Source organism: Rhodovulum steppense, assembly GCF_004339675.1.
In the GTDB taxonomy this organism is placed as follows: domain Bacteria; phylum Pseudomonadota; class Alphaproteobacteria; order Rhodobacterales; family Rhodobacteraceae; genus Rhodovulum; species Rhodovulum steppense.
Genome location: NZ_SLVM01000003.1, coordinates 52,013 through 68,730, shown reverse-complemented (window position 1 = coordinate 68,730; position 16,718 = coordinate 52,013). Strand labels below are relative to the sequence as shown.

General features: G+C 66.6%; 19 protein-coding genes. 9 read left to right on the top strand and 10 right to left on the bottom strand.

All coding sequences use genetic code 11. The annotated features are described in order from the left end of the window. Positions 1–283 precede the first annotated feature (283 nt). The 9 genes from rpsO to EV216_RS02590 all read right to left on the bottom strand — a co-directional run bounded on the left by rpsO (position 284) and on the right by EV216_RS02590 (position 7,971). Complete coding sequence (rpsO, locus tag EV216_RS02630) at positions 284–553, bottom strand: 30S ribosomal protein S15 (RefSeq protein ID WP_132693510.1); 270 nt, start codon at positions 551–553, stop codon at positions 284–286. 135 nt (positions 554–688) lie between these two features. Beyond that, complete coding sequence (locus EV216_RS02625) at positions 689–988, bottom strand: DUF5665 domain-containing protein (protein ID WP_132693509.1); 300 nt, start codon at positions 986–988, stop codon at positions 689–691. A 73-nt stretch (positions 989–1,061) separates the two neighbouring features. Next, the gene (locus EV216_RS02620; protein ID WP_132693508.1) at positions 1,062–1,634 is read right to left on the bottom strand and encodes a hypothetical protein; all 573 of its coding nucleotides are present in this window, start codon (positions 1,632–1,634) and stop codon (positions 1,062–1,064) included. A gap of 255 nt (positions 1,635–1,889) precedes the next feature. Then, positions 1,890–2,789, bottom strand: coding sequence for an alpha/beta fold hydrolase (locus EV216_RS02615; protein ID WP_132693507.1), 900 nt, complete (start codon positions 2,787–2,789; stop codon positions 1,890–1,892). Positions 2,790–2,828: 39 nt separating this feature from the next. Then, on the bottom strand, positions 2,829–3,335 hold the full coding sequence (locus EV216_RS02610) for a DUF1643 domain-containing protein (RefSeq protein WP_132693506.1): 507 nt from the start codon (positions 3,333–3,335) through the stop codon (positions 2,829–2,831). Next, the gene (locus EV216_RS02605; RefSeq protein ID WP_132693656.1) at positions 3,332–4,075 is read right to left on the bottom strand and encodes a metallophosphoesterase; all 744 of its coding nucleotides are present in this window, start codon (positions 4,073–4,075) and stop codon (positions 3,332–3,334) included. The genes EV216_RS02610 and EV216_RS02605 overlap by 4 nt, the downstream gene beginning before the upstream one ends. A 79-nt stretch (positions 4,076–4,154) precedes the next feature. Further along, positions 4,155–5,750 (bottom strand): phosphoglycerate dehydrogenase, encoded by a 1,596-nt coding sequence (gene serA / locus EV216_RS02600; RefSeq protein WP_132693505.1) that lies wholly within the window; start codon positions 5,748–5,750, stop codon positions 4,155–4,157. 96 nt (positions 5,751–5,846) lie between these two features. Continuing rightward, positions 5,847–6,998 carry a phosphoserine transaminase gene (locus EV216_RS02595; protein ID WP_132693504.1) on the bottom strand — a complete coding sequence of 384 codons (1,152 nt, stop codon included), beginning with the start codon at positions 6,996–6,998 and terminating at the stop codon, positions 5,847–5,849. Positions 6,999–7,128: 130 nt separating this feature from the next. Beyond that, complete coding sequence (locus EV216_RS02590) at positions 7,129–7,971, bottom strand: CPBP family intramembrane glutamic endopeptidase (protein WP_132693503.1); 843 nt, start codon at positions 7,969–7,971, stop codon at positions 7,129–7,131. A 153-nt stretch (positions 7,972–8,124) separates the two neighbouring features. On the opposite strand from EV216_RS02590, the gene serB reads away from it, so the two are divergent. From serB to EV216_RS02545, 9 genes are all read left to right on the top strand, one after another. After that, positions 8,125–9,000, top strand: coding sequence for a phosphoserine phosphatase SerB (gene serB, locus EV216_RS02585; protein WP_132693502.1), 876 nt, complete (start codon positions 8,125–8,127; stop codon positions 8,998–9,000). A gap of 196 nt (positions 9,001–9,196) precedes the next feature. Continuing rightward, the gene (locus tag EV216_RS02580; RefSeq protein ID WP_132693501.1) at positions 9,197–9,808 is read left to right on the top strand and encodes a ribonuclease D; all 612 of its coding nucleotides are present in this window, start codon (positions 9,197–9,199) and stop codon (positions 9,806–9,808) included. 9 nt (positions 9,809–9,817) lie between these two features. Beyond that, positions 9,818–10,777 carry a KpsF/GutQ family sugar-phosphate isomerase gene (locus EV216_RS02575; RefSeq protein ID WP_132693500.1) on the top strand — a complete coding sequence of 320 codons (960 nt, stop codon included), beginning with the start codon at positions 9,818–9,820 and terminating at the stop codon, positions 10,775–10,777. A 3-nt stretch (positions 10,778–10,780) separates the two neighbouring features. After that, complete coding sequence (locus EV216_RS02570) at positions 10,781–11,389, top strand: hypothetical protein (RefSeq protein WP_132693499.1); 609 nt, start codon at positions 10,781–10,783, stop codon at positions 11,387–11,389. A 43-nt stretch (positions 11,390–11,432) separates the two neighbouring features. Continuing rightward, positions 11,433–11,906 carry a lipopolysaccharide transport periplasmic protein LptA gene (gene lptA / locus EV216_RS02565; RefSeq protein WP_243641942.1) on the top strand — a complete coding sequence of 158 codons (474 nt, stop codon included), beginning with the start codon at positions 11,433–11,435 and terminating at the stop codon, positions 11,904–11,906. Then, positions 11,903–12,664: an LPS export ABC transporter ATP-binding protein gene (gene lptB / locus EV216_RS02560; protein ID WP_132693497.1), complete on the top strand. Its 762-nt coding sequence runs from the start codon at positions 11,903–11,905 to the stop codon at positions 12,662–12,664. The genes lptA and lptB overlap by 4 nt, the downstream gene beginning before the upstream one ends. Positions 12,665–12,674: 10 nt before the next feature. After that, complete coding sequence (locus EV216_RS02555) at positions 12,675–13,937, top strand: RNA polymerase factor sigma-54 (protein WP_165899119.1); 1,263 nt, start codon at positions 12,675–12,677, stop codon at positions 13,935–13,937. 86 nt (positions 13,938–14,023) lie between these two features. After that, positions 14,024–14,587: a ribosome hibernation-promoting factor, HPF/YfiA family gene (hpf, locus tag EV216_RS02550; RefSeq protein ID WP_132693495.1), complete on the top strand. Its 564-nt coding sequence runs from the start codon at positions 14,024–14,026 to the stop codon at positions 14,585–14,587. 58 nt (positions 14,588–14,645) lie between these two features. Beyond that, the gene (locus EV216_RS02545; RefSeq protein ID WP_132693494.1) at positions 14,646–15,110 is read left to right on the top strand and encodes a PTS sugar transporter subunit IIA; all 465 of its coding nucleotides are present in this window, start codon (positions 14,646–14,648) and stop codon (positions 15,108–15,110) included. Between the two features lie 671 nt (positions 15,111–15,781). Here the strand turns inward: EV216_RS02545 and EV216_RS02540 are convergent. Continuing rightward, positions 15,782–16,684 carry a UTP--glucose-1-phosphate uridylyltransferase gene (locus tag EV216_RS02540; RefSeq protein WP_132693493.1) on the bottom strand — a complete coding sequence of 301 codons (903 nt, stop codon included), beginning with the start codon at positions 16,682–16,684 and terminating at the stop codon, positions 15,782–15,784. Between the last annotated feature and the right edge of the window lie 34 nt (positions 16,685–16,718).

The following is a 16,718-nucleotide window of genomic DNA, read 5'->3' as shown; positions in this document are numbered from 1 at the left end:
CGTATCCTGTGTGGGAGCGCTCCCGGGCGTATCCCGGGTCTCCCGTTGAAATGGCGGCCCCATTGCCGCCGACCCCTTCCACCATCCCGAGCGCCGGGGTCCGGGCGCAACGTCTCAGATAGCGCGGGCCATACAGGTTTTTGACCCTGTTGGAAAGCTTTCAAAGCTTAACGATTCGCTCGCCCGGTCCCGCCCGCGGCATGGCCCTGCCGCAATCGCGCCGTCGGAACGAAAAACGCCCGCCGATTGGGCGGGCGTTTCGGTCGATGCGGTCCGGGCCGGATCAGCGGCGGATGCCGAGGCGCTGGATCAGGTTCTGATAACGGGCCTCGTCCTTGCCCTTGACATAGTCCAGCAGCTTGCGGCGCTGGGCGACCATCATCAGAAGGCCACGACGCGAGTGGTTGTCCTTCTTGTGGGTCTTGAAATGCTCGGTGAGCGTGGCAATGCGGCTGGTCAGGATCGCGACCTGCACTTCGGGCGAACCGGTGTCGCCTTCCTTGGTGGCGAATTCCTTGACCAGACGGGTTTTTTCTTCGGCGGTGATCGACATCGGGGCCTCCTATGCAAGGGATTGACGGCACAAGCCGGGATGTCGTCCAGCAGGGCCCTTGGAGAAATCCGTCCGGCGGGCGGAACGGATGCGGGCGTATAGGGGATTCCCCCTCGCCTTGTAAAGGGCCGGGTGTCAGGGGGCGGCGCTTTCCTGGATTTCCCGGGCGATCTGGCCCGCCCATTCGCCAATGACCGGGATGAAGTCGATCTGGCTGAGCGAATAGGCGATGATCGAGACCAGCGCGGTCGCGCCGACCACCGTGCCAAAGCCCATCGCAAGCCCGCGCAGGAACTGCACCGCCAGGATCCGGCGCACCGAGCCGTGGATCACGAAGAAGCGTTGGCCGTTAAGGGCCCGCACCTCGTGCCGCAAGGCGGCCACCTCGCTGGCAAGGTCCGTATCCGGGCGGGGCGCTGGGGTCGGGTCAGGCATCGGGGCTCGCAGGCGGCTTCGGCGGATGGGGCCAGCCTAGCCAAGGCCGCGGCCAGCGCCAAGCCCGTCGCCGTCAGGCGCCAGCGGCCAGCGCGGCGGGGAACTGCGCCGTCGGCACAAGGCTGACCATCGACAGGTCCAGACCGGCCCCACCGCTGACCACGGCAAGCGGCATCCCGTCCAGCAGGATCGTCGCATCTTCCGCGCCGGTGTCCGAGGGGCCGACCGACAGCACCGGATCGGGATGCGTCTCGGCGTCGTAGACGACGAACAGCGCGTCCTCCAATTCGTCGTAGTCGTCGATCAGCGTCGGTGCGCCACTGGTCATTGCCAGCCAGTCGTCGAGGTTTGATCCGACCGACATGTCGGCCGCTTGCGCGCCCTCTGCCATTGCGTCGCATGCTGCCTCGTTCGCGAGATAGTGGGCAAGGTCGACCTCGGTTTCTGCAAACGCGTCCGTCGAGACCGCATGGGCAAGCAGATCATCAAGCCCAAAGCCGAAGGCGAGCGTTTCCCCGCGGTAGTCCTCGGGCTCGTCGCCCGGTACGTCGTCATCGTCCGAACCTCCGATGCGATCCAGCGCGTCGCTGAAGTCCACGGTGGAACTGACCATCATCAGACCCAGAAGGCTTGCAAGAGTAATCATGGCCCGAACCCTTCGCAGTTTCCCGCTTGCCGCCCGTACGGAGCGCCATTCGGAACAAGAATACTCTTGGTAAAGGGGCGAGAATAAGGCAGGGCGGTTAACTGGTAAACGGATCGGGAGCCATTTTCCGCCTCTTCTCGCCCTGCGGCTGCATTGCGTCGCGCGACATGATGTTCAGCTGATTGAAGTTTAAAGGTTTTACGGCCCGCAACTTTTGCGTGTAGTGGTTAATGCCGCTGCCGGGGCAGTCCCGTTTTAGACCTGCCCCTCGAAGAAGGGCAGGAAGCTGTCCAGAACCGCGCTCGGGTTCTCTTCCATTGCAAAATGCCCCGACCGGCAGGCGGCGCCGCGCACGTCGTCCGCCCAGGCGCGCCAGATCTCGGCAGGCCGTCCGGTGCGTGCGGGAAAGCCGGTCTCGGCCCAGAGGAACATCACCGGCGCCGCGATGCGTCCGCCCGCCGCTCGGTCGGCTTCGTCGATGCGACGGTCGGTTGTCGCACCCGCGCGGTAATCGGCGCACATCGCGGCGATCCGGGCGGGGTCGGCGGCCTGTCTGCGATAGGCGGCCAGCGCGGCGGGCGGGAACGCCGCCAGCGATTTCGCCAGCGTCCAGCTTGCCAGCGTGTGCTCGACATAGCCCACGGGATCGGCGCCGATCATCCGCTCGGGCCAGGGCGCGGGCTGGGCAAGGAAGGTCCAGTGATAGGCCCTGAGCGCCAGATCGGCATTCCACGCAGCCCAGAAATCGCCCGTCGGCACGATCTCTATGATCCCCAGCCGGTCCACCCGCTCCGGCGCGTCCAGCGCCAGCCGATAGGCCACCCGCGCACCCCGGTCATGGCCCAGCAGATGCGCCCGGCCGATCCCCAGCGCATCCATCAGCCCGGTGATGTCGCGCGCCATCTCGCGCTTGGAATAGACATTGTGGGCCACGTCATCTGGCGGCGCGTCGCTGTCGCCATAGCCGCGCAGGTCGGGCACGATCACATGGAACCGCTCGGCAAGCGCGGGCGCCACGTTCAGCCAGCACATGTGGTTCTGCGGATAGCCATGCAGCAGGATCAGCGGCGCGCCCCGCCCCGCCCGATGCACCGACAGCGTGATGCCGTTGGTGGCGATCCGTTCGCATGTGAAATCCGGCAGGTCCGATGTCATGGCGCGCCCTCCCGGGCGCAGCCTAGGACCGGGCCGCCGTCACGTCCACAACTCCGGTTGCTGCGCATACCCGATGTAAAGCGGGTGTTTCGGCTGGCCGTCCCTTGTCAGCCCCAGATGGAACAGCGGCCGCCCGGTCGCGCGCAACAACCGCTCGACCGCCCGGCCGCGGTCCAGATGTGCGCCATGACCGCCCCAGGCGCAAACGATCCGGTCGGCCCAGGGCGCGCTGTCGCGGATCGCGGCATCGTTTGCCGGGCCGATGGGGTCGGCGGCGGCGCGCATCACCCTGGGGTCGGTGGCCCGGAAGGCAAAGATGTTGGTCACCCGGAACGCGCCGAAGCCCAGCGCGCGGGCGCGGCGTTCGCAGCGTTCCACGGTGGGATCGTTCTGCAGCTCGGTCGCGGTCGAGGGGTTCAGCATCACGAACAGCGCCCTCGGCCCGGCCGGATTCCAGATGCGGGTCAGGAGGTAGCGATAGGCCTCGCAGGGGGAATAGACCGCCTCGGAGGCGGCATCGCCCTTCTGGTGGGTGCGGGTTATCACCGGCCGGCCCGTGGCGTGACCGGCACGCGGCCTTCGGGGGTCAGCAGAAAGACCTCACGCCCCTCGATCACCACCGCCGAGACCGGCCCGCCATAGCCCGCGCCGGTATCCAGATCGACGCGGTTGCCGTAATGCGTGACGCGGTCGACGGGGGTATGGCCATGCACGACCAGAACGCCATGGTCGCGCGGGTCGTCCAGGAACTCGCCCCGGATCCAGATCAGATCGTCCTCGACCTGATCCTCAAGCGGCACGCCGGGACGGATGCCCGCATGGCAGAAGAACACCTCGCCCCGCCGATGGAAGGGCAAGAGCGAGTCCAGCAGCGCCTTGTGACTGTCGGGCACCGCGCGCACCGCCGCGGCGTGCAGGGCGGCGCGGTCGGGATGCATCCCCGTCTCGACCCCGTAGGAGGTCAGCGTCTCGCGCCCGCCGACGCTGGGCAAGAGCCAGTCCAGATCGGGCCGCGCCGGTTCGGGCGGACAGCCGGGGCGCAGGAAATACTGCATGAAGCGGTCGTGATTGCCCCGCAACAGGATCCATGGCGCGCCCGCCGCAAGCCCCTGCACCAGATGCTCCAGCACGCCGCGGCAATTGGGGCCGCGGTCGACATAATCGCCCAGATGCACCACCGGCGCCGCGTTGTCGCCCACCCGCGCCCGGTCCGCCGCGATCAGCGCATGGGCCGCCTCAAGCCGGACAAGCTGGCCGTGAATATCGCCGATGGCATAGCTGCGCAGCATGTCGAGGCCTTCCGGAAAGGGAAAAGGGGCCCGTCGCATATCCCGCGACGGGCCCCCTTTGTCAAACCGGCCGCTGTCAGCCGACCTCGAATTCCAGCGGGCGGACCTGCTGGAACAGGCCCGTGGCCTTCAACTCGTCGATCACCACCTGCGGGATCGGATCGTCGAGGTATAGGATCGCGATGGCGTTCTCGCCCGGCCCGGTGCGGCCCAAGGTAAAGTTCGCGATGTTCACGCCATGGGCGCCCATCGTGGCCCCCAGCGCGCCGATGATGCCGGGCACGTCCTTGTTGGTGGTGTAAAGCATGTGCTCGCCGATCTCGGCGTCGATATTGATGCCCTTGATCTGGATGAAGCGCGGCTTGCCATCCGAGAACACGGTGCCCGCGATCGAGCGTTCGCGCTTCTCGGTCACCACGGTCAGCTTGATGTAACCGTCAAAGGCCCCCGACTTGCCCTGCGTCGTGGTGGACATGGCGATGCCGCGTTCCTTGGCGACGATGGGGGCCGAGACCATGTTGATCGCGGGATTCGCCTCTTTCAGCACACCGGCGATGGCGGCGCAGTTCAGGGCCTCGATATTCATCCCGGCAGCAAGACCGTCATGCAGGATGTTGATCGCCTTGATCGGCTCGTCGGTCATCTGCCCGGCAAAGCTGCCCAGATGGCCCGCCAGCGCGATCCACGGCCCCATCACCTTGGCTTCCTCGGCGGTGATGGACGGCATGTTGATCGCGTTGGTCACCGCACCCGTCAGCAGGTAGTCCGCCATCTGCTCGGCCACCTGAAGCGCCACGTTTTCCTGCGCCTCGGTCGTGGACGCGCCCAGATGCGGCGTGCAGACCACGTTGGGCAGGTTGAACAGCACGTTCTCCTTGGCCGGCTCCTCGGCGAACACGTCGAAGGCCGCGCCCGCGACATGGCCCGTTTTTAGCATCTCGGCCAGCGCCGCCTCGTCGACCAGCCCGCCGCGGGCGCAGTTGACGATGCGCACGCCCTTCTTGGTCTTGGCCAGGTTCTCGCGGGACAGGATGTTCGCCGTCTTCTCGGTCATCGGAACGTGCAGCGTGATGAAATCCGCCCGGTGCAGCAACTCGTCCAGCTCGACCTTGTGCACGCCCAGCTTGTCGGCGCGTTCCTCGGACAGGAACGGGTCATAGGCCAGCACCTTCATCTTCAGCCCGATGGCGCGGTCGGCCACGATCGAGCCGATATTGCCGCAGCCGATCAGGCCCAGCGTCTTGGCGGTCAGTTCCACGCCCATGAAGCGGGACTTTTCCCACTTGCCCGCATGGGTCGAGGCGTTGGCCTCGGGGATCTGGCGGGCGACCGCCATCATCATGGAAATCGCGTGCTCGGCCGTGGTGATCGAGTTGCCGAAGGGCGTGTTCATCACGATCACGCCCTTCTTGGAGGCGGCGTGGATGTCCACGTTGTCCACCCCGATCCCGGCGCGGCCGATGACCTTGAGGTTGGTGGCGGCCTCCAGCACCTTTTCGGTGACCTTGGTGGCCGAGCGGATGGCCAGCCCGTCATACTGGCCGATGGCCGCGATCAGCGCATCCTTGTCCTTGCCCAGTTCGGGGCGGAAATCGACCTCGATCCCGTGGTCACGGAAGATCTGGACAGCGGTTTCGGACAGCGCGTCGGAAACGAGAACCTTGGGAGCCATTTTCGTGGTCCTTTGCAGAATGTCTGGGGAAAGAGGGTGGGGGTGCCCCCACCCTTCAATGCGGTCTGTAGGGTGGGTGAAACCCACCGTCCCGGCTCAGGCGGCGGCCTGCGCGGCGATCTCGGCCTCGAAGGCCCATTCGATCCAGGGCATCAGGGCCGCGACATCCGCCGTTTCCACGGTGGCGCCGCACCAGATCCGCAGGCCCGCGGGCGCATCGCGATAGGCGCCGATATCCAGCGCGACGCCCTCTTTTTCCAGCCGCTTGGCGATGGCCCTGGCAAAGGCTGCGCCATCCGCGATGCGCGGGTCGGTGAATTTCAGGCAGACGCTGGTGTTCGACCGCGTCGCCGGATCCACCGCCAGATTCTCGATCCAGGGCTTGCTGTCGACAAAGGATTGCACGGCGGCGAAATTCGCGTTCGACCGCGCGATCAGCGCGGGCAGCCCGCCGATGGATTTGCCCCAGGCGAGCGCCACAAGGTAATCCTCGACCGCCAGCATCGAGGGCGTGTTGATCGTCTCGCCCTCGAAAATGCCCTCGATCAGCTTGCCGCCCTTGGTCATGCGAAAGATCTTCGGCAGCGGCCAGGCGGGCTTGTAGCTTTCCAGCCGCTCGACCGCGCGCGGGGACAGGATCAGCATGCCATGCGCACCCTCGCCGCCCATCACCTTCTGCCAGCTGAACGTGGTCACATCCAGCTTGTCCCAGGGCAGGTCCATCGCAAAGGCCGCGCTGGTCGCGTCGCAGATCGTCAGGCCCTGACGGTCGGCCGGGATCGCATCGCCATTCGGCACGCGCACGCCCGAGGTGGTGCCGTTCCAGGTGAACACCACGTCCTTGTCGAAATCGACCTGCGCGAAATCCACGATCTCGCCATAGGGCGCCTCGCGCACCACGGCGTCCAGTTTCAGCTGCTTGACGACATCCGTGACCCAGCCCGCGCCGAAGCTTTCCCAGGCCAGCATCTCGACCCCGCGCGCACCCAGCAGCGACCACATCGCCATTTCCACGGCGCCGGTATCCGAGCCGGGCACGATGCCGATGCGGTAATCGGCGGGGATCCCGAGGATCGCGCGGGTCTCCTCGATCGCGGCCTTCAGCCTGGCCTTGCCGATGGCGGCACGGTGCGACCGCCCCAAGGGCGCGTCAGCCAGCATGTCGAGCGAAAAACCGGGGAGTTTGGCGCAGGGGCCAGAGGAGAAACGCGGGTTTGCCGGCCGCGCAGCCGGAGTCTCGATGACCATTGATGCTATCCTTCCAGATAAGCGCCCCTCGTTGGGGAGGGGTGTCCCACCGCCGCCATTACGCCTGTTCCCTCACTGGCGCAAGGGGGAAAACCGCGCGCAAGCGCCGCTTTCGCCGCCGTTTGCGACATCAGCGTAGCGGATCGGAAACCGGCGGGATCACGGCGGTCGCGGCGCCCGTCCGGGTGAACATCGCGCGCGCGTCCAAGGCCACGACCAGCGCCGCCAGCGCCACGAAGAACACCGTGTCGTTCGGCTGGGCGTCGGGCCAGAGGGGGCTGTTCAGCTGGGCATGGGCCAGCACCGGCAGCAACAGGCTGCCGCGGGCGGCGTTGACCATCCCGGTAACGATGACGCCCACCGCGACCGAGCCCGCCAGAAACGGCAGGAACCCCCAGGCACTTTGCGGCGTGCCCGACAGGAAGAAGGCCGGCAGGTGCCAGACGCCCCAGACCGTGCCCACGGCAAGCCCGGCCCAGAGCGGTGCCATGTGCCGTTGCAGCAGGGGTTGCAGAACCCCGCGCCAGCCGAGTTCCTCGACGGGGCCGGTCAGGCTGCGCAGCGCGACAAGGCCCAGCAGCGGCCCCCACCCGACCGCCAGCGGCTCGGTCAGGGACGCGCCCTTGACCAGCGCCCCCGCCACGAAGGCGGCAGGCATGCCGACCAGCAGCACAAGGTACCAGCCCGGGGCGCATCGCCACAGCAGCAGCCGGCCGAGGAATCGTGCCAGGCCAGCGCGGCCACCCTGCGCCAGCACCAGCATCAGGGCGGCGATGGCCGGGGCATAGACCGCCAGCAGGAAGCTGGGGTTGGAACCCGAGATCTCGCCGAAGAGGGCGGCCATCGGCCCCGGCGCGGCCATCCACAGCCCCAGGATGCCCCAGGACAAGCCGAAGGTGATGGCAAGGAAGGGCAGGATGGCACCGGTGCCCAGGTCGGCCGGTGCCGGGCTTTCGGATCGTGGCGTCGCCATCAAGGCTCTCCGGTTGCGGCGCGTTCCGGGGAGAGCCTGTGCAACCGGGCCGCCGCCGTCCTTGATCGGGGACAAACCGCCGCCCGCTGCTCTGGCCCTTGCCGCGCGGGCGTGCTTAAAGACGCCCGATCCCTGTGAGGCCGGAGCCCGCCCATGCATGTCGTCACCCTGCTGACCAATCCCGCCCGCCCGGTGCTTGACCCTGCGGCGGTCGAGGCGTTGCGCAATGCCTGGGGCGGGGGCGATCTGCGCTGGCTGGCGCCGGGCATCGCGGCCGAGTTCGGGGTGCCCGCCCTGCCCGCCAACCTGTGGGAGGTGTGGACCGAAATGCAGGCCCTCGGCATTGACCTGATCGCCCAACCGGCCGAGGGGCGCAGGAAACGCATGCTGATCGCCGACATGGATTCGACCATGATCGGGCAGGAATGCATCGACGAACTGGCCGACGAGGCGGGCGTGGGCCCGCACGTGGCCGAGATCACCGCCCGGGCGATGAATGGCGAGCTGAACTTCGAGGGCGCGCTGCGCGAACGCGTGGGTCTGCTTGCGGGCCTGCCCGCCGAGGTGATCGGCAAGGTGCTGGCCACGCGCATCACCCATACGCCCGGCGGGCGCGAACTGATCGCCACGATGAAGGCCAGCGGCGCCTATTGCGTGCTGGTCTCTGGCGGCTTCACCAGCTTCGCCGCGCGCGTCGCCGCCGATCTGGGCTTCGACGAGCACCGGGCAAATACGCTGCTGGTCGCGGATGGCAAGCTGACCGGCAAGGTCGCCGAGCCGATCCTGGGCCGCGAGGCCAAGGTCGCCGCGCTGACCGAGATCTCCGCCCGGCTCGGCATCGGCCCCGATCAGGCCATGGCGGTCGGCGACGGCGCGAACGATCTGGGCATGCTGGGCCTTGCCGGGGCGGGTGTCGCGCTGCATGCCAAACCCGCGGTGGCCGCGCAATGCGACATCCGCATCAATCACGGCGACCTGACCGCGCTGCTTTACCTTCAGGGTTACTCGCAGGGCGAGTTCTCCGAGTGAGCCGACCCGGTCCGAGCCGTGATCCCTTGAGGCGAAATATTCTGGACCCTCGCGGGCACCGCCGCTATGGTCCGCGCGCTGGACGGGGGGGCTGGCCTCGCCGGTCTGCCATCCTCGGATTGGGCCGTCTTCCGGGAGGCGGCGCTTGGAAGGCCGGGGTCTACCGGACACGGATTTGTCAGGATCAGAGGCCAACGTGGCGAATTTCCTCTACAAAAACGATCTGCCCGAAGGGCTCGATCTGGGGCCGACGGTCGCCATCGACTGCGAGACGATGGGGCTGAACCCGCATCGCGACCGGCTGTGCGTGGTGCAGCTTTCGGGCGGGGACGGCAATGCGCATATCGTGCAGATCGTCAGGGGCCAGACCGAGGCGCCGAACCTGACCCGGATGCTGGCCGATCCGGTGGTGCTGAAGCTGTTTCATTTCGGCCGGTTCGACATTGCCGCGCTGTTCAATGCCTTTGGCGTCGTGACGGCGCCGGTCTATTGCACCAAGATCGCCTCGAAACTGGTGCGCACCTATACCGACCGGCACGGGCTGAAATACCTGCTTCAGGAATTGCTGAACGTCGACATCTCGAAACAGCAGCAAAGCTCGGACTGGGGTGCGGCCGAGCTGAGTGCGGCGCAGCTTGACTATGCCGCGTCGGACGTGCTGCACCTGCATGCGCTGAAGGCCATTCTGGACGCGATGCTGGAACGCGAGGGGCGGGTGGACATGGCGCGGGCCTGTTTCGGCTTTCTGCCGATGCGCGCGCGGCTGGATCTTGAAGGCTGGCCCGAGATCGACATCTTTGCCCATTGAGGCCAAGCCATGAACCGCGACACCTACATAGCCATCGGCCGCCGGGTTCTGACCAGCGAGGCCAGGGCGCTGGCCAGTCTGTCCGAGGCGCTGGATGACAGTTTCGCGGCAGCGGTCGAACTGATCCTGGCCGCCGAGGGCCGGGTGATCGTCTCGGGCATGGGCAAGTCGGGCCATGTCGCGCGCAAGATCGCGGCGACCTTCGCCTCGACCGGCACGCCCGCGCATTTCGTCCACCCCGCCGAGGCCAGCCACGGCGATCTGGGCATGCTGGCACGGGGCGATGTCTGCCTTGTGCTGTCGAATTCGGGCGAGACCCCGGAACTGGCCGATATCGTCGCCCATACCCGCCGCTTCGCGATCCCGCTGATCGGGGTGGCGGGCCGCGCGGACAGCACGCTGTTGCGCCAGTCCGATGTGGCGCTGGTGCTGCCGCCCGCCGACGAGGCCTGTCCGATGGGCCTTGCGCCCACCACCTCGACCACGATGACGCTGGCGCTGGGCGATGCGCTGGCCGTGGCGCTGATGGAACATCGCCAGTTCACCCCCGAGGCGTTCCGCGCCTTTCACCCGGGCGGCAAGCTGGGCGCGCGGCTGTCGAAGGTGGGCGATCTGATGCATGGCGGCGCCGATCTGCCGCTGGTGCCGCTGGGCACGCCGATGGCCGAGGCGCTTCTGACCATGAGCGGCAAGAGCTTCGGCGTGGTGGGGGTGACCGATGTCGATGGCCGACTGGCGGGCATTGTCACCGATGGCGACCTGCGCCGGAACATGGCGGGGCTGCTCGATCGCAATGTCGATCAGGTGATGACCCACGCGCCGCTGACCATCGGCCCCGACGATCTGGCCGAAAAGGCGCTGGGCGTGATGAACGGGCGCAAGATCACCTGCCTGTTCGTGGTGGGCGCCGAGGGGCGGCCGCAGGGCATCCTGCATATCCACGACTGCCTGCGCGCCGGGATCGCCTGAGGCATGGCCTCGTATGACAACGCCTATTCCCGGTTCATCGCGCTGGCGCGGATCGTGCTGCCGCTGGCCGCGCTGGGGATCCTCTCGACACTGTTCCTGTTCTCGCGCGATACGCCATCGGGCGACGAACTGCCCTATTCGAAGGTCGATGTGGACGAGCTGATCCGCGAACAGCGGATCGGCACGCCGAACTATGCGGGCGTCACGCAGGACGGCACGGCCATCGCGTTCCGGGCCGAAACCGCGCGGCCCGATCCTGATATCTCTGGCCGCGCCTCGGCCGAGGCGATGCGTGCCCGGCTCGACATGCCCGATGGCAGCCATGCCGACATCGCTGCCCGGCGCGGCATCGTCGATACCGGCGCGGGGGTCGCGGTGCTGGATGGCGCGGCGCAGATCGACACGTCGACCGGCTACATAGTGCGCGCAACGCGCCTGACCGCGGCGCTGGAACGGACCGATGTGCTGGGCGAGGGGCCGGTCACCGCCGAGGGGCCGCCCGGCCGGATCGAGGCGGGTGCGATGCAGCTGAGCACCGATCCCGGTAACGAAGACAGATACGTTCTGGTTTTCAAGGACGGCGTCAGGCTGGTATATGATCCGGAGCGTTAGGGGAAAGGTCTTGCTCTTGTCGTTTCGCGTTGCCCTGGCCGCGATGGCCCTTGCCTGTGGCGCGTCGGTGGCCCTGTCCCAGGGCGCCGAGATCGCGTTCGGCACGCTTGCCCATGACCAGTCCCAGCCCGTCGAGGTCACCGCCGACCGGCTGACCGTCGATCAGACCGATGGCACCGCGATCTTTTCCGGCGGCGTTCTTGTGGGGCAGGGCGAAATGCGGCTTTCGGCCGACGAGGTGCTGGTGGTCTACGACACCGAGGCCGAGGCATCGGGGCGCATCGCGCGGATGGAGGCGCAGGGCAAGGTCGTGCTGGCGCTGGGCGACGAGGCCGCCGAGGCCGATCGGGCAGTCTATACCATTGACGCGGGGACAATCGTGATGACCGGCAGCGTGCTGCTGACCCAGGGGCAGAGCGCGATTTCGGGCGAGCGGCTGGTGGTCAATCTGGACCGCGGCACCGGCACGATGGAGGGTCGGGTCCGCACCGTTCTGCAACCCGGCAGCCCGCGATGATCGGGCGCACCGATCTGAGCGTTGCCGAAGGCGCGGCCGGGCTGCGCGTTCGGGACCTTCGCAAGAACTACCGCCGCCGCCCGGTGATCCGCGATGTCAGCCTGACGCTCGACCGCGGCGAGGTGGTGGCGCTTCTGGGGCCGAACGGCTCGGGCAAGACCACCTGCTTTTACGCCATCGCGGGGCTTGTGATGCCCGAGGGCGGGCGCGTCACCATCGACGGACGCGATGTCACCGGGCTGCCGATGTATCGCCGCGCGCGGCTGGGGATCGGCTATCTGCCGCAGGAAGTGTCGATCTTCCGCGGGCTCAGCGTCGAGGACAATATCCTCGCGATCCTCGAACTGGTCGAGAGCGACCGCCACAAGCAGCGCGAGCGGCTGGAGGAATTGCTGTCGGAATTCTCGATCGAGCATCTGCGCCGGGCCTCGGCCCTGTCGCTGTCGGGCGGCGAACGGCGGCGGGTCGAGATCGCGCGCTGCCTGGCCGCGAACCCGAAATACCTGTTGCTGGACGAACCCTTTGCGGGTGTTGATCCGATTGCGGTGGGCGAGATCCGCGCGCTGGTGGCCGATCTCAGGACGCGCGGCATCGGCGTGCTGATCACCGATCACAACGTCCGCGAAACGCTGGAAATCGTGGACCGTGCCTATATCCTGCATGATGGCAAGGTGCTGATGAGCGGCACCACCCAGGAGGTCGTCCGCGACGAGAATGTGCGCCGCGTCTATCTTGGCCAGAGTTTCCGGATTTCGTGACGGCAGGACAATGAACCTCCGCACCACACTCACCCAGCGCCAGATACAGACCCTGCGCCTGACCCCGGCGCTGCGCACGAGCCTGTCGCTTTTGCGGATGCCCGCGGCCGATCTGGTCGCCGAACTGCACCGCGCCGCGGCCGAGAACCCGCTGATCCGGCTGGCCGAGGACGCGCCCGACAGGTCCGGCGGCTGGGGCGGGACCGACACGCTTGCCGCCCCCGACCCGCTGGGCGAAAGGCTGCGCCGTCAGATCGCGCTGATGCCGCTGGACCCGGCTATCGCCGCCATCGCGCGGTTCCTGACCGGGGATGTCGACGATCACGGCTATCTCGACTCCGAAGCCGCCGCCAATGTCGAGGCGATGGGCGCCGCGCCCGAACAGGCCGCGGCGGCAATCGCCGCGCTGCAATCCTGCGACCCGGCGGGCGTGGGAGCGCGCAGCCTGGAGGAATGCCTTGCCCTGCAATTACGCGAGCGCGGTTTCGACGAGAACGAGGCGCGCGCCGCCTGCGCCCGGCTCGACCTGCTGGCCGAGGGGCGGCTGGCCGACCTTGCTGCTCTGTCAGGGATCGGCGCCCCGACATTGCAGGCGATGGCCGATGCCCTGCCTGGACTCACCCCTCGACCTGGCGACGGGATCGGGGACGAGCCTCTGCCGCCGATGCCGGAAATTCTGGTCGAGGACGGGCCGAGCGGCCAGTTCAGCGTGATCCTGGATCGCCGTATCATGCCACGGGTCGACTTCGACGTCGCCCTCGCGCAAGGGCTTGGCCGCGGTGCCGCGCGGTTGCGCGAAAGCGCCCAGGCGCTGATAAAGGCGCTGCACTTTCGCGAGCGCACGCTTGAGGCGGTGGCGCGGCTGATCCTGTCCCACCAGCACCGCTTCTTCGCCGAGGGCCAAGAGAACCTTCTCCCGATGACCCGGGCCGAAATGGCGCGCGGGCTGGGCCTGCACCCCTCGACGGTTGGCCGCGCGCTGGCTGGCAAGGCCCTCGCCTTTCGTGGCGCGGTCCATCCGTTATCGCTCTTCGTCTCGCCCGCACTGCCCGCGGCGGCGGGGCGCGGCGTCACCGCCTATGCCGCCCAGCACCAAATCCGCAAGATGATCGAGACCGAGACCTTCGACAGCATTCTCTCGGACGCTGAAATTGCGGAACTTCTGCGACGCGAGGGCGTTGACATCGCCCGACGAACTGTCGCCAAATACAGGAACTGCCTGACCATTCCGTCATCCTTCGAACGCAGGAGGCGAAAGGGGGGATGTGGTTGAAACCCGCCCCGAACCCTGTTGACCCCGAAGCGCGCCCGCTTTAACGGGAGGCGATCCTGCTCTGGCAGGAAGTACCAGGAGGCAAGATGCAGTATCAGATCAGCGGCAAACAGATCGATATCGGCGAGGCGCTGCAAATCCATGTAAAGGACGAGCTGAATGCGGCGGTGAAGAAATATGCCGAACGCCCGACCGATGCGAATGTCGTTTTCTCGCGCAACGCGCATGAATATGTCTGCGAGACCACCGTTCACCTGTCTACGGGCCTGACGGCTCAGGCCAAGGCCCACGCCACCGAAATCTACGCCGCCTTCGACAGTTGCTGCAACAAGATGGAAAAGCAGCTGCGCCGCTACAAGCGTCGGCTGAAGGATCACCACCGAGATCGCGTGGAGCCGGTCGAGTTGATGCAGGCCTCCTCCTACATCCTGGCTTCGGCCGAGCATGAGGAAGAAGCCGAGCCCGAGACCCTGCAACCGATGATCATAGCCGAGATGGAGACGCGGATCCAATCGATCTCGGTCGGCGAAGCGGTGATGCAGATGGAACTCGCGGGCAAGGACATGCTAGTGTTCCGCAACGAGAAGACGGGCAAGATCAACGTCGTGCATACCCGCGAGGACGGGAATGTCGGCTGGATCGATACATGAGCCGAAGGCCGCCTGACGCAGACCGCGCGGCGTGCGGCACGACAGAGACGAGAGGCACATGCAGCTTTCCAGCCTCCTGAAACCCGAAGCTGTGCGGGTTTTCGGCACCATGTCGAGCAAGAAACGCCTGTTCCAGGAACTGGGCGAGGTGGCGCATGTCGTCTATGGCCTGTCGGCCAACGAGGTGGTCGACGCACTGCAGGAGCGCGAAAGCCTGGGTCCGACCGGGGTGGGGCATGGCGTTGCCCTGCCCCATGCCCGCCTCGCCGGGCTGGACAAGGTGAAGGGCGCCTTTATCCGGCTCGAAAAGCCGATCGACTTCGGCGCAGTCGACCGGATGCCGGTGGACCTGATCTTTGCGCTGTTCGCGCCGCTGGATTCGGGCGTCGACCATCTCAAGGCGCTTGCGCTCGTCTCCCGGACGTTGCGCGATGCGACGGTCTGCGGCAAGCTGCGCGCCAATTCCGACCCCGCGACCCTGCATGCGGTGCTTACCGAGGCGCAGGCCTCGCAGGCGGCCTGATCTCGGACCGCCACCTGGGGGGCATCCGCTCCATCTGCCGGGCGATGGCGCATTGATCTGCGTGGCTAACATTGCAAGCTATGCCTGAATCCATTCCGCGTATGGTGCCATCTTGTGCAGGGAGACTTCTGTCGCTCCCTCCAGAACGCCGGTCTGCAAGGCCCGGCGGGCGTCTCCTGTAGCCGGTTTGCCTGATCTGATCGACTTCGAGAAACCGCATGAAGATCGGAAAGGCCGTCCGGTCTGCCGCTGCGGCGCAATCCAGCCCATGCACACTTTCGGCTGCGCGACACCTTAGCCGCTATTTAGCGTAGCGCGGATCGCCGGAAAACTCCGCTTCGTGTCGGCTCAGAGTCCGCCGAGCCATGGCACCTCGAGGACCAAGCGCGACTGCATTCAGGTGACGCTGACACCAGAGGTCCAAACGGTTCTCGGATTGGTGGAAGATTACAACGACAACCCTCCGCAGCCAATGACGAAAATGTGCTTGCCCCGCAAAGTCATCGCAGTTGCCGGAGTGTCCGGGGAAATTTGCGCCAGAAACATGCGGCACCGGACCCAGCCCACCAGTCAAGCCGTGCAGATATGGCGCGGTTCAAGGGGCCGGGCAGGTCGCGCCGCATCTACCCGGCAGCGAGGTGGACCTTGGCGAGACGTATGGTCCGGCGCGGCTATTGCGCAGCCTCGCGCATCGCGACGAGGTCCACGAGGTAGTCCATGAACTCGTCCCGAAGTTCGGGGCGGGCCATGGCGAAGGACACCGTCGCCTGCAGGAAGCCCGCCTTTGACCCGCAGTCGAAGCGCTGGCCCTTGAAGCGGTAGCCGTAGACGCCTTGGCCATTGATTTCTTCGGCGATGGCGTCGGTCAGTTGAAGCTCGCCACCCGCACCAAGCCGGTTGTGCTTCAGGTTCTGGTCGAGATTGTGCAACACGCGCGGTGTCAGGATGTAGCGGCCGATTACCGCAAGATTCGATGGTGCTTCCTCGACCGTGGGTTTCTCGACCATGCCCTTGATCAGAACCCTGTCGCCAAGGTCGCGGTCCACATCGAGGATGCCATAGGCCTTGGTCTTCTCGTGTGGCACTTCCATCGTCGCGACCATGTTCCCACCGGTTTCCTCATACGCCTCAGCCATCTGCTGCAGGCAGGGGGTTTCGGCGGCGATCACATCGTCCGGCAGGATAACGGCAAAGGGCTCGTTCGCGATCAGGCGGCGGGCACACCAGACGGCATGGCCAAGCCCCATGGGCTTGTGCTGCCGGATATAGGCGATCGCTCCGCTTTCCATGTCGGTTCTGTTCAGGATCGCAAGCAACTCGTCCTTGCCGGCCGAGCGCAGCGCCTCCTCAAGGGTAGGCGAGTGATCGAAATAATCCTCAAGCGCACCCTTGCCGCGCGATGTGACGAAGATGAACTCCTTGATTCCGGCGGCACGGGCCTCGTCGATCGCGTACTGGATCAAGGGCCGATCCACGAGGGTCATGATCTCTTTCGGGATCGACTTCGTGGCAGGCAGGAAGCGCGTCCCCAGCCCTGCGACGGGAAAGACGGCCTTGGTAACCTTGCGCTTCATTCGCTCAATCGCTCTTTTCTGTTTCAGTTTTCTG